Here is a 12,787-nt window from a genome sequence, read left to right as displayed (position 1 = left end):
TTGCGAATTATCGTAACGTCGTTTGACAAAACTGAAGTGCATCAACAAGGACATATAACAAACCGTCTTTGTTTAGCGCACCTCCAAGGAATTCCAATGCTTGTTGATAAGCACTAATTGCAATACCGTCACCTTTAGAACCTTTGTCCCAGAATTCCATATCGATTGAATGCCCTTGAGCATCACGAATAACTGATTTAGTTAATGTGGCCAAAGTACCCATGAAATTAGAACCACCGTTGGTTTTGTTTGAGCTCATCATGATTTGTAGAGCATCACGATATCCAGGGAAGGTCAATACCAATGAAATTTCTTCATCATCACGGTTCTTCAATTTAATAGTCTTAGTTTGTTCTGACTTTTTAAGATCCTTGTTAAGGATTTCATAGTTATATTTAGGTGTAATCAACACATTGTTCATGATTAAATCAAAGATTTCCCCATAATCGGCTTCATTATCGCCAATATTAGTGTCATCTAAGATTTGTCCCGCAATACCAATACCTGGATCTTGAACGGTGGAATCAACGGTATGCTTTTCACCCTTGTCATCTGTATAGGTGACGTGGCGAGGAACATTATTGTTCATCATTTTTAAAACTTTAGGATCAACTGCTGTTTGTTCTTCATTTTTTTCAGACATATTTATTTTTCTCCTTATAAAAAAAGACCGCCCATAACGGCGGTCTCATCATGGTTAATTATTTTTTATGAATTTGCTGAGTTCATGTAATTGCCAATCTTAGTATTATCTGATAAGTCCGCATACATTGGTTCTTTTGGCGTTCTCCAGTTGTCAGTGTATCGACTAAATAGAACAACCCATGGTAGTGAGAATGCTGTTTCATTAGCCTGGTCTTGCGGAATTCCTTGAATACGTCCACCTTCACCAGCAATGATTTGACCAGTATCTGCATTGGTTACCGTGATGTTGATGAAATCATCCACTCCAGGTTGCGAGTTTTGCTGCCAATCAAAAAGCGTCCCAAACTTCTCAGTCGAAGAGGACGCTGGCATTGTGTTGAAAGTCATTTGTCCACTTTCATCTTCTGAATCGAAGAAGTTTGAGTTACCGTGGAAATCTCCTTGTTGAGTTACAGCGGCGTTAGTACGTTGAGAAGAAAAAGCTTCACCATTTTGGAAGCCACCGATTTCTTCTGAATCGCCAGTAGCATGCAAGGTTAAAACAACATGAATAAAACGGGAAGAATAAAGGTTAACTTCTTTACCGTTTGAAAGATTAATTCTTGGCATGTGTTATCCCTCCTATAAAGTTAAATCGAGTTTGGCATTGATGTTCTCAATGTCGTCTTGGATCTCTTCATCAGAAGAGAAGCCATTGTATTCACGTTCAGCAACAAGTGAATTAAGCACTTTGGCACGTGGAACATACTTGAATGTTGGTTGGAAAGCTAGAATTCCCATAGTGAAATACTTGGTTCCTAATGTTTCCAATCCAGTCTTCATTTCCAAGATTGTTTTATCTGTGTAAGCTGGCCAGTTATGAGTGTTTAGGTAATGTTGTAAGAAATTGGTGTAACCGTCGATGACGATTTGCGAATGTACAAATTGATCAACAAAGTTACCAGCAATTGCTTTCCCGGCATTCATAGTTACGTCGGTAGACTTATTGACGATTGCTAATCCATTAAGACTAGTAATTTGGTCAACATCATCATCACTAAGATTTGGTCAACAGCCATTTCTGACAGATTACTGATATGCATGATATCTGTTGGCACGTTAGTAGATGCATAAGCAACTAATTGTGCAGCAGGGAATCTATTGTCTGATGCGTCTACCAAAATTGCAGTATTACCTAACTTGTTAGGCTTGTTTTGGTAAGATGCCACGTGAGTTTGTAGTTTTACAAAATCATCAACTGATTTAGCTTGAACAAATAGCATTACACGTTGAGCATCATATAAAGCATCAGTTAATGCTTCTAAGTCAGCTTCTGGCACGTCATCAGTAATGAGATATTTAAATCCATCCCACATGTGTCCTTGCATTGCTGAAACAATACCCGGAGTTGTAGTTGCAGTAACTTGTGCTCCTGAGTTGGTTGGTGTTACTTGAACATTGCTTGGTGTAGCAACTGGAGCATTAGGATAAGTGATGACTTCCAACAAGTTATTGTTGAAAGAATCAACGTCAAAGATAGCTTCAGCTTGTGCATAAGTCTTAGTATTTTCAGGGAAATCTACTGATAAATCTTCAAGACTTGCATAGGTTTTAGCAGTGCTATTGGTGTCTTTACCCTGAACTGCGATAGCAACATCAGGGAAAACACCATCATTAGTTAAAGCCTTGATAGAGACAACGAAATGGACATCAGAACGATGTTTAATTTGTGTCATTTAATTCAGCTCCTTTAGTATTTTTAAAAGTTATTTTTGGTGATACATGACTGATATAGCCCGGTTGTGTATCATCTTGGAAATCGTCTTGGACTTGAAGTGTGTAATCAGCGCCGGCGATAAATTCCCAATCTACATCGAGATAAGTATTTACATTTGGAATCGTTGAAACACTAACCGCAACGATATGTTGGTCTAGCAACTCTGCTTGTGGTTGGTGCAAAAAAAGAAGCTTCCGCAACCACATTCCGATTGCTTTAGCTTCTGTTTCGATATTTGATACGGCCTTTAAATCCATGTGGATATTAAATGGCTCGTTCTCAATCGTATTAAATTCCTGTTGGTCGTCATCGTCATAGATACTGATCGACACGTAAGGGTATGCAGGTCTTTCACCTTTAACATTCTCTAGCGTTACTTCAAGTTCAGGCGCATATTTTTTAATTTGTGCAATGATTGCATCATCGATTTGCTGGTACAAATTCCACTCATTAGAATTGGTCGAGGTTTGGTCGTTGTTCATTAGCTCCCACCTCTTTCAAAGAATAATAAGTTAATCCAGCGGCTGGATCGTCAGCATACGCTGTCACTTCATAATTGATATTAGGTTGCTCATCTCGGACAACTTGAGTGCCCTTAGGATAACCACTGGTTTTAGAACGCCAATACAATGTCCCAACAGTCTGTGTACCACCAACACCCATATCAATTTGAAAGTTAGGGTTCGTATTGTTGACGATTGCTTCTTCAACTTTAAAAGTCTTAGCTTCTTCTATGATTGGATGTCCGTGTTCATCCCGTTTACGAGTATCAACACCCGGTACCGTGATGGTCAGTGGCTCAGCCAACATGTCATCAATGAAGCTAAAATTGTCGAAGTTATCAAACATATTTATCAGTCCTTTCTATTGGACTGTAAATCCAGCAACCTTTTGGAAAGTTCCTAAAAACTTTTCTAGTTGGTCATTGTAGAAACCAACATAGTAAGCACCATCAGGGATCACATCACCTGATTTATAACCGGAAATTTGTACGCTCGCTTCGCCTGAATCAACAATATCTTCAGGTTTAGCAGTGTAACGATTAGGAGCAATGTAATTGCCGTTATCATCTTGTTTGGCCTTGACCATAACAATTTTTAAAGCCATGCTTCTACCCTCTTTCTATATGCCACGTGATGGAGTTCATCATCTTACCAGTGTCAATCAATGGGTCATCAAACCCTTTGTTAGCAACAGTCAGTGGTGCATTACGTGGGTTTTTAAATTCTTTTATAGTCCGCTTCATATCATCAACAGCTTGTTTACCAAGTTTGGCTAATGCTTCATCAACTGTTAGCCGACCCATTAGCACTTCAAAAGTCCAATCACGCATTAATTTTGTCCATTCGTCGATATGTTGGTCGTAAGTGAACCGAATAAACGGTCGTTTAGGAATTGTCACCGAATGTCTTAGAATAAACAAAACTTCGATATCGTCCTCACCGTTATTTCTTGCTAATAGGTATGCGCCACTTTTCGATTGCATGAAAAATAAATCAGGAATCTCACGTGGCTTTTTACCTTTCGCATTTTCGGTCGGGATAGCTAAGAATTGACCGTTTTTAGGTTTGATAGTTGTTCCATACTCTTGAACTAATGCGATCATGGTCAAATGGTCATCATCATAAGGTACACCAATGTACACCTTAGAATTAGCTAACTCTTGTAACTTTTTAATTCCAGGTGTTAGCATATCGAAATCTTTATTAGCCATTAACTCTCAGTCCAAATAGCGCCCATATTCTGTCCTGTGCCGTACTTATCAACAATGTCATTGTAATTAAGTAGATACGGGTCAGAACCGTTGAAATTGACCATAGATTGGCTATTACCGAAGGTTCCTGCTGATTGCACACCACCATAACTCATAAACCAATCACGATACAACAAATGCTTGGCAAATGAAGTAGTTGCTTCATCAACATGAGTCGCTTCGATTTGGTCACTTTTGACTTGGTTTACTGCTGAATCAATCGCACGTTGAATATGATCGTCAGCAAAGTTCTTAACGATCTTAAAATCTTGTTTAATAACATCTGGTGTGATGCTATTTAGTTGATTATCAGCCATTTAAATCACCCGCTTAGTTAGCTGAGACTTTAGCACCGTCATCAGTTGGCTTTGGTGTAACGTCTTCAGGTGCAGTTGGTTGTGCAGCAACTGGAGTAACAGCAACTGCTGAACTTTCAGTACTATCGCCACCAGCATTATGTGCAGTAACAGCAACATTTACAGCAGTTCCATCAGTTAAACCACTAATTGAACCGGTAACGTTACCAGCAACATAAGGCACGTCTTGAGTTTGTTCTTTGCCACCTTCAGCAGTGTAGTGAACGGTGTATTTATCAACGTTTTCAGTCGCATTCTTAGCATCAGGTGTAATTGTGTAATCAAATCCACCATCAATTGCTATGGCACTAATAGTTGGTGCAGTTGGAACAGATGGCAATGCCACAGTCCATCCTGGAACATCAACTTTACCGGATAATGTAGTGCCATCTGAGTTGGCAACTTGATAATCACCATCATTTACAACTGTTCCAGGCTTTAAACCAGTAATATCTACTAATCCAGTACCTTTTTCACCAGTTGCAACAGGTGTATCGTCGCCCTTTTTAAATGCTAGTAAGCTTAAATCTTTTGCATCTGCCAAATTACTTACCTCCGTTTAGTTAATTTGTTGTTATCTGTGCCCCGCTAGTTGTAGGTGTAATGTTTACACCACTAGGGGCGGTTATTTTGACGAAGTTGAGCTTGATGAACTAGTTGAACCACTAGTCTTTGCTGGAGCTGGTGAGTTAACGCCAGGCACAACAAAATCAGGGTCAATCTTGAATCCATACTTAATAACTTGGATATCACGTACATCATTGATTGGTTTGTACAATGCTTTGCCACCAGCTTCAAGATCAGCTTTCCAGTTAAGTGGGTTAGCTTCGACGGCCATATCAGCACCAGTACCGGCAATATGTGTAGTTACAACACGTTTGTGGGTAATTGCTGAGATACCACCTTGAGCCATTTCATCACGTGTTACTGAAATACCATTAGGGCCAACAGCAGTTGAGTAATCAACAGCACCTGGAGCAAAGATATAAGCGGCAGCAGTACCATCAGTAGCAAGTGGTAATTTATCATCTTGCACGATTGCCATACCGTTGTAGTTGGCAATTGGTGTAGCACCTTCGCTTGGTTGAACAAAGTCAATCAAGTTTTGGTTAACCATAAAGTTGTAAACACCTGAGTTAACCGCAATCTTAGATACTTGGTTGTTGGCCACATCACCCATACGAGCCATAGCTTTAACAAAGTCAGTTGCAGCAAAGTCTTTTTCGGCGCCAACGTGGAATGATTTAGCAGTAGCGATATCAGCATTTAAAAAAGTAGCATTAAGCACTTGGATTAAACGTTGAGTATCAACTGAGCCCCAGTAATCTACGAATTGAGCTGTGATTTGGTCAAGTGTACGTGCACCAGTAACCATGTCATCCCAATCTGAATTACCAAATGATTGGCTTTCGTAAATCTTGACATCGTTATCAATCCCACTAGTTAATGAATTGGTAGTGATATCGTGCTTGTTATCCCATGGTTGTGATGCAATTGATGAATCAATAGCACGTGTATGAGGAATAGTTACGTATAGACCTTGGCCTAAAAGTGAACTACCTAACACAGGATCTTGCGCAATAATGCCTGATTTGAAAAAGTTATTTGTTTCTGTTGTCTTGTCATAGACCCATTGCAACCAAACTTCTGGAATGAAATTGGCAGAAAGGTCAGTGACGTTTCCTGAAAAAGCAGCCATTATGATAGCCTCCTAAAGTAATTTGTCTTTGAGTTCTGGATTTTCGCTAAGTACCTTCATTCGCTCACTGATATCTAGTTTTTAAAGTCATCTTTCGAAATAGAAGTATCAACTGCTCCATTACCAGATTGAGGGTTATCTTGGCCTTTTAATTTGTCTTGGACAGCTTGGTTTAAATTCTCTTGCCAGGCATTTGCAAACATCTCAACATTTTGTTGACGACTAGTTTCATCTAGATCACTTAAGTTTTTAGCAAAGCTGGTTGGAATCCCTTTGTCCTTTAATAATTGCTCAGTTGCCTGTACTGCCTCAATCTCTTTGTAGTGTTGAGCTTGTTGAGCCAATTGGTCTTTTTGAGAATTCAATTGATCCAACTGAGTTTGCAACTTGCGTTGTGCCTCTTGCTCAGCAGTTTCACCAGCCAATTTTTTACCTTGTTCGATTAACTCTTCACGTTGGCTAGTAAATTGGTCAGTCATTTCTTTACGTAAATCAGCAATTTTCTGTTCATATGTTTTAGTAATTTCATCTGATTTTGCGGACATCATGCGATTTACGTCAGCTTGTGTGTACTTCTTATCGTCTGGTTTATCTTTAGGATCTTTTGGGTCAGTTTCAGCAAAGTATTGTAAGTTAGTTTTCATCTTTAAGAACTCCTTTTTAAGTCACGTGGACTAATATCGGTTTAAGTGCGAATCACTAGATTGCAGTTCTTTAACGCCTGCTGAAAAAAGGCAAAATAAAAACACCCGTTAAGGTGTTGGATTAAACATGTGGATTTGAATAGTCGTCACTTGGATCAATATGGCCAAATTCATCACAACGAACTCGCCAACACCGACAACCAACATGAGTATCTAATATTGGCACTGGGCAATCACGCCAAAAAATACACGTCTATCCAAAGGCGCACAAATTTTACAAACGTTATCGTCTTCTTGAGTACAAAATAATCCGTAATCAAATCCTGGCATAGGATTTTCTGCATTGGCTTTTTCATAACCTGCATTCGAATTTAAAATGCTTTCATCTTTAACCAATACATGGACTCCGGACAAGGCTTTGTTTAAATCAGTCGCTAGATTTCTGTCTTCCCGAACACCATCTTGAGCAATAATTTTTAATAACTGTTTTAACTGGCCTTTATCTAACTCACTTCGCAATGCTTGGTTTAAAGTTTTCTGCATATTAGATTTGGCTAAATCATTATGAACCCACAATCTGTCTTGAAAATCATCATGTTGCTTAACATCTTGTGGAACTTGATTTTTAGTCATGTGGTTGTATTGCTTAACATTGTAGCCCTCAGCATATTGTCGGTCTAACTCTTCCAATGCGAATTTTTTAGTCTTGGTTGTCGCAATATCCATGCTGGCACCAATAATGGCACCCATTAGAGCTCGTCGATTTCCTTGTGCTTCAACATATGCAACAGCAAGCCTTTGATCTAACTCATTATCAGGTAACATGTTTCCCATTAATTCATTGATTGCATGCTCAAATTGACTTTTGTCCCATGAGTTAACTTGCTTGGTGACTTGGCTCAAGCTTAGACCGGTGTCATCAGCGTATTGCAGATAAAAAGCTTTTATATGATTGGCAACAATCTGTAATGCGTCATGATAGAAATTATCGATCGTGTCGCTATTCTTTTTGTCCTGCTTGACCATCTGAGTTATCTTCTTTTTGACTTGTTTCACTGTCGCCATTGTCATCACCACCTGTGTCACTGTCATCTTCGCTGTCATCATTAGGACTTACATTGGCATGCAACTTTTGAATTGCCTGTGCAACCTTATCTGCCGTATCATCACCAGACTGCTGTTGTTCTTCTTCAATTCGTTGTGCTTCTTGGTCTTCTGGAATACCAGTGACAGTGCTCAACATCTCTCGGATAGTTTTCTTTGATACGTCGCCGGTGCTTACCAATCCTTGAACCGTTTGAATGGTCTCTTGATTGTTCTTCGGTAGGTTTGGAGTGAATGTGATTTGAACGTTATCAGCCGGGTTAACATCTTTAGATAGACTTACCTTGCTATTTGGAATAATGCCCCAATATGAAGCTAACATGCGCATTCTGCGGTGTACTGCTTCACTGTATAGTGTCTCTGAGAATGACATCTCTTGATCACTACCAAATAACTTATAAGACATGGCCACGCCTGAGGCATTAGCCGCAAAGTTCTGGTCAGATGTATCCGGTGTGTTGGTTTCTTTATGAATATCAGACATTAACTGGTCAATGTTGATTTTCCAACCATTCATATCAAAATCTTTTGTAAGATACTGAGCAGTTGGATTACTTACCAACTTCGATCCATTAGGTTGGTCAACAACGTATGGTCGGACATAGATAACATTTGCATGTGTATCAAGTACTCTTTGAACCATCACTTCTGAATTGTATGAACCATCTTCATTAGTTGGCTGATCAGTGTAACCGCCTTGCTTGTTTTGATATACAGGACGTCCAGCACTATCAAGCATGACTTCTGGTTTAGATGCATTATTAGCAATCTTACCGGTTACTAATAACGAAGCGTTATTAAAGTCTTCTTGTGAGTTGACCATTTCAGATATCAAGAGATCATAACTATCCATCTTGTCTAAATCAGGTTCCCACAGGCCAACACGCTCTTCATTCATCTTGAATTCAGTTAATGGCACTGCTTTAAAATGATGTTCAGTGGTGTTATCTAGCTTCCAATCAGCATCCGGAGTGCCACCAGCCGTAAAGTAATACGTGTTAGTAGTGGTATAGACTTCAACTTGATAATTAATTTGTCCTTTAACGTTGACTGAATAATAACGAACGCCAAACAATTCAATCGGCTTAATATCTGTGCTATAAACAACAAATGCTGAATTAGGGTCAACAGATTGGACTTGAGGCGTTGTCGTGCCTTCTGGTACATACAGCAACTCATAAGCCCGACCAGTGTTAGATAAGTTCTTACCCATGATTTTTCATGATAAGGCTCATTGTTTTGCTGGTTAAACACATCTAATTCATTTAGAATTTCTTCGCCGTTATCATTCTCATCTTTACTATTGGTATATCCAAACTTCAACGGCGTACCAAATTCATAACCTACCTGAATGTTAGTAATATAACGAGCAATCGCACTAGCAATCCGGTTATCAGCACGGTTTTTCTTTTGGTTCTTAGAAATCCAGTAGTGAATGTTGTTATCAGCTTGATAATAGCGCTCTAACTCAAGAATTCTTGGTTGTTGATAACTGAAATGGTCATTCACGTACCACTGAATAAATTCGATCCAGTCAGTAGAAGCTGGTTCCAATTTTTCCCAGGCACTTATTGGTATCTGGTACTCTTGATTGGCATTGAAAGCATATCGACTACCGGTTCGACGTTCTTTGCCTTTCGGTAACATGTTCAATGACCGCATGTGTGCCGATAAATCATTACTTTCTGCCAAGTTTGTTCAACTCCTTCTGACTAATCGTGTAAAATTTAGGCTTGTTCGTTTTCTTTGGTGCTATTGGTTCTTTGTCTCTTATTCGTGACTTAGTTTTAAGCTGCGAATTATGTTTAATAAACTCGTTAGCAAACTTAACAGCCACTTTCTTAGCATCCGTATCAACGAACGCATTGTTATCAGCAACCGTGTCATTAACTAATTGAATCAATGCAATCAAGATACCTTGAACATCTTCGCCAAGTGGTATCACAAAGGTTTGACCATTATATTCAAACTGCAATGGCTTGTTCTCAAGCATTGGTTCAAAGGTTCGTAACGTAATTGGTGCCGTTGTCTTTTTATTCATTTCTTCTAGTGTCTCAAATGCCATTGTTTAACCTCCTAGCGCAAATCCATGTTCCAAGGATTATCATCTTCACTGGTTTCAAAACTAATCACACCACTGTTAGATAAGATGGTGTCTTGCTGTTCAAAATTGTCTTCTTCGTGATGCTTTTCATACCATTGCTTAGTAGCTTTGGCATATCGAATCGAATCCATCACATCATCATTTTCTTTAACTGGTTCGCCGGATTTTTCATCCCAAATGTATTGATATAACTCATCTAAGAATTTAGATTTATCGTCATCAACGACTGAATCAAGGCATAAAAAATGCCCCGTCTTAATCAACGTGGCAATCACTTCAACTCCTGTGAGTCGAATCTTATAAGCGTTAAACACATTTAGATTTTCATTTCTGAAACGGTCAACGTATTCAGGCCGTGCACTATCAGCATAGAATGGCATATTCCAACCATATTTGACACGGTACTCTTTAGCCACCTTGACCCAGTAGTCGATATCTTTGTGCTGTCTGGTATGCTCTTCAATCAGGTAAGTATTACCGTCTTCATCATCGGCCATAACGACAATCACACCTTTATGTTCAAAGCCCCAATCAACGCCGGCATAATAAGTTAAATGCCGTTCATTCTTGATATGATCATAGTCATCTAACTTAATGATGTTCTTAGACTTATCAAAGTCAGCGTATACAAGGCCTTCACCAGCAACCCATAATCCACGTAATGCACGGTCACTAAACATCCCTGATGGTGTATCAGACTTCAACGCTTGAACGTAAGCCGGATCAAGGAACGTATTATCGTCAATAACAAAGTGATTGCTAATAATCGTCTTTGAGTTGTTGGGATTGTCGATATATTTAACCTTTAACCAGTGTGTTGGTACATCGGGGTTGGTATCACAAACAACACGTGCTCCAGGCATATTACAACGGTTTCTGATTTCATTGAATACTTGTTCATTAGCCAGAGAAGCTTCATTGACATATGCACCATAAGCAGTCATACCACGAACAGCACCTAATCCACTGATTGAACCTGTATGAATCTTAACGACTTTCACGCCTGGCAAATGTGGAAAGGTAATCTTGAACGATCCATATTGATCAAACTTGAAACTAAGGCCAAAAGTTTCCATGATTTCAGTTAAGATATTATCTTCAATCGATTTACTAGACACGCCGGCCAGAATATATTGTGGATGTTTCTTACCTAATCGCTTAGCAACTTCGGCAGCATGACGAACTTCATATAAGAACACAAAGTTATCAACGAAAGTCTTACCAGCACGAACGGCACCGTAATTAATCATCAATCGCCAATCGGGGTTGTTTAGTTCCTGGTCTAATACATGTACCTGTTTTGCAGTAAATAAATTATTCATCGCGGTTGCTTTCATCTGTGTTGGCCTCCTTTACGTTCATATCAATCTTGTTCAAGATGTCGCTAATGGCATCCATCTGTTCATCATTGTCATTTTGAAGAACTTTAACTTTGGCTTCAGCAATGTCTGCTTCGGCTTTAAGCTTTCTAATTTGTTGTTTAACCAATTCATCGTTATCTGGGTAACGTTTCATGATTTCTTTCATAGCTAAAATCTGTGTTTTAGTATCAGCAGGCTTTTGCTCCTTATCAACACCCCAAGGACCAGACACGATTACCGTTTCCTTCTCTTCGCCAATTGCTATCCTCGTTAGACGCTCTAAAATTTCCTGTGCGCTCATGATGTGGCCTTTCGATAAGACATTCATCTGAGCATCTATATAGGCCTTAATTTGAGGTTTTTTGAGGTTTTCAGCTCCCGTTTGATAAGCTGCCTTAGGTGCATAACCTGCCTCAAGTGCTGACTGAGTTGCATTACCTGTTTCAATGTAATTGTCTGCAAATTTCTGTTGTTTTGGTGTTAATTTCTTACTCATTACATATCACCACACCTCGCCTTATTTGGAATTTTATGTATAAAAAAAGCGTCACATCTCTGCGACGCAAATCATTAAAAAAAGCTTACTCTGCCTCTATTTGGATCCTTACCAAAGTACACCATGTAACCACATGACGGACAAATCAATGTGTATGAATCACTTTCAACTGGTCTTAAAACATTCATTGAAATCATTGAATCTTTTTCTTGAAGACACTTTGAACAGTACATATGCTCCAACATCTCATCAGAAAAAGGAACACTGGTACTTTTGATAGTTTGTAACATATCTTTATCCACGAACATATCATGAAATTTTACAAGCATGTCTCTATCCACTTTTTGTTGTGATAGATTAGCCAATTGGTCTTTTAAATCTCTGACTTGGTCTTTTAAATCCTGATTTTCACTCATCAAATCTAAGAACGTTCCTTGCAACTCAAATGTTTGACTTAGCAATTCAGCATTTTTAGACTTTTTTGCAGCGTCTGAAATATCTTTGACCATCTGTCTAATCTCAGTATATGAAAACACTTCATCATCTCCTTAGAACCATTGTACTAAGGAATGCTGAACTTTACTGCTACTTTTTTGGCTTTTTACGCTTAATTTTTACTTGAATGGTTGTCTCACTATCTTTGTGGTTAACACGCTCAATCTGTTTATCTAAACACCACTTGTTTAGCTCTCTATCTATTTTGGTTTCTAATCCACTCACATAACCAAATTCATTACGCTTCATCAAACTCACTCCTATTTCCACCAACCACAATGGCGGCCTAGCCACCAAATAGTTGGTTCACTTAATATAATGATTGTCACAACAACTACAGTAGACATAAGCCACCTTCTTCTTGTTTTAGAGTA

Annotated in this window: 18 protein-coding genes and 1 pseudogene; all 19 read right to left on the bottom strand. The window is 38.9% G+C overall.

Features of this window, described 5'->3' with window-relative positions; genetic code table 11:
* Positions 1-7 precede the first annotated feature (7 nt).
* Entirely contained in the window at positions 8-643 is a 636-nt protein-coding gene (locus NBRC111893_RS09825; RefSeq protein WP_125008949.1) for a hypothetical protein, read from the bottom strand.
* A gap of 65 nt (positions 644-708) precedes the next feature.
* A complete protein-coding gene (locus NBRC111893_RS09820) occupies positions 709-1,254 on the bottom strand; it encodes a tail tube family protein (protein ID WP_125008948.1) in 546 nt (181 codons plus the stop codon).
* Between the two features lie 12 nt (positions 1,255-1,266).
* A complete protein-coding gene (locus NBRC111893_RS09815) occupies positions 1,267-1,611 on the bottom strand; it encodes a hypothetical protein (protein ID WP_125008947.1) in 345 nt (114 codons plus the stop codon).
* Between the two features lie 29 nt (positions 1,612-1,640).
* Positions 1,641-2,360: a hypothetical protein gene (locus tag NBRC111893_RS09810; protein WP_125008946.1), complete on the bottom strand. Its 720-nt coding sequence runs from the start codon at positions 2,358-2,360 to the stop codon at positions 1,641-1,643.
* On the bottom strand, positions 2,347-2,883 hold the full coding sequence (locus tag NBRC111893_RS09805) for a phage neck terminator protein (protein ID WP_125008945.1): 537 nt from the start codon (positions 2,881-2,883) through the stop codon (positions 2,347-2,349). Before NBRC111893_RS09805 ends, NBRC111893_RS09810 begins: the two co-directional genes overlap by 14 nt.
* Positions 2,852-3,250, bottom strand: coding sequence for a hypothetical protein (locus tag NBRC111893_RS09800; RefSeq protein WP_125008944.1), 399 nt, complete (start codon positions 3,248-3,250; stop codon positions 2,852-2,854). Before NBRC111893_RS09800 ends, NBRC111893_RS09805 begins: the two co-directional genes overlap by 32 nt.
* A 15-nt stretch (positions 3,251-3,265) precedes the next feature.
* Positions 3,266-3,508, bottom strand: coding sequence for a hypothetical protein (locus NBRC111893_RS09795; RefSeq protein WP_125008943.1), 243 nt, complete (start codon positions 3,506-3,508; stop codon positions 3,266-3,268).
* Between the two features lie 4 nt (positions 3,509-3,512).
* Positions 3,513-4,115 carry a hypothetical protein gene (locus tag NBRC111893_RS09790; protein WP_125008942.1) on the bottom strand — a complete coding sequence of 201 codons (603 nt, stop codon included), beginning with the start codon at positions 4,113-4,115 and terminating at the stop codon, positions 3,513-3,515.
* Positions 4,115-4,471 (bottom strand): hypothetical protein, encoded by a 357-nt coding sequence (locus NBRC111893_RS09785; RefSeq protein WP_125008941.1) that lies wholly within the window; start codon positions 4,469-4,471, stop codon positions 4,115-4,117. Before NBRC111893_RS09785 ends, NBRC111893_RS09790 begins: the two co-directional genes overlap by 1 nt.
* A 13-nt stretch (positions 4,472-4,484) precedes the next feature.
* The gene (locus NBRC111893_RS11500; protein ID WP_225417732.1) at positions 4,485-5,054 is read right to left on the bottom strand and encodes a fibronectin type III domain-containing protein; all 570 of its coding nucleotides are present in this window, start codon (positions 5,052-5,054) and stop codon (positions 4,485-4,487) included.
* Positions 5,055-5,135: 81 nt separating this feature from the next.
* Entirely contained in the window at positions 5,136-6,209 is a 1,074-nt protein-coding gene (locus NBRC111893_RS09775) for a phage capsid protein (protein ID WP_125008940.1), read from the bottom strand.
* 74 nt (positions 6,210-6,283) lie between these two features.
* Entirely contained in the window at positions 6,284-6,853 is a 570-nt protein-coding gene (locus NBRC111893_RS09770; RefSeq protein WP_125008939.1) for a capsid assembly scaffolding protein Gp46 family protein, read from the bottom strand.
* Positions 6,854-7,066: 213 nt separating this feature from the next.
* The gene (locus NBRC111893_RS09765) at positions 7,067-7,918 is read right to left on the bottom strand and encodes a hypothetical protein (RefSeq protein ID WP_125008938.1); all 852 of its coding nucleotides are present in this window, start codon (positions 7,916-7,918) and stop codon (positions 7,067-7,069) included.
* Positions 7,854-9,604 (bottom strand): annotated as a pseudogene (locus NBRC111893_RS09760) (phage portal protein). Before NBRC111893_RS09760 ends, NBRC111893_RS09765 begins: the two are co-directional and overlap by 65 nt.
* Before the next feature lie 31 nt (positions 9,605-9,635).
* The gene (locus tag NBRC111893_RS09750) at positions 9,636-10,022 is read right to left on the bottom strand and encodes a hypothetical protein (RefSeq protein ID WP_125008935.1); all 387 of its coding nucleotides are present in this window, start codon (positions 10,020-10,022) and stop codon (positions 9,636-9,638) included.
* 11 nt (positions 10,023-10,033) lie between these two features.
* Positions 10,034-11,398 carry a PBSX family phage terminase large subunit gene (locus NBRC111893_RS09745; protein ID WP_125008934.1) on the bottom strand — a complete coding sequence of 455 codons (1,365 nt, stop codon included), beginning with the start codon at positions 11,396-11,398 and terminating at the stop codon, positions 10,034-10,036.
* Positions 11,376-11,918, bottom strand: coding sequence for a terminase small subunit (locus NBRC111893_RS09740; protein ID WP_125008933.1), 543 nt, complete (start codon positions 11,916-11,918; stop codon positions 11,376-11,378). Before NBRC111893_RS09740 ends, NBRC111893_RS09745 begins: the two co-directional genes overlap by 23 nt.
* 74 nt (positions 11,919-11,992) lie before the next feature.
* Entirely contained in the window at positions 11,993-12,454 is a 462-nt protein-coding gene (locus tag NBRC111893_RS09735; protein ID WP_125008932.1) for an MreC domain-containing protein, read from the bottom strand.
* Between the two features lie 49 nt (positions 12,455-12,503).
* Positions 12,504-12,662, bottom strand: coding sequence for a hypothetical protein (locus NBRC111893_RS10750; protein WP_160114481.1), 159 nt, complete (start codon positions 12,660-12,662; stop codon positions 12,504-12,506).
* Positions 12,663-12,787 lie beyond the last annotated feature (125 nt).

The sequence above is a fragment of the Lentilactobacillus kosonis genome (genome assembly GCF_003864335.1).
Taxonomy (GTDB): domain Bacteria; phylum Bacillota; class Bacilli; order Lactobacillales; family Lactobacillaceae; genus Lentilactobacillus; species Lentilactobacillus kosonis.
Note: the sequence above shows the minus strand (reverse complement) of the source record. Positions and strands in the feature narration are given on the sequence as shown.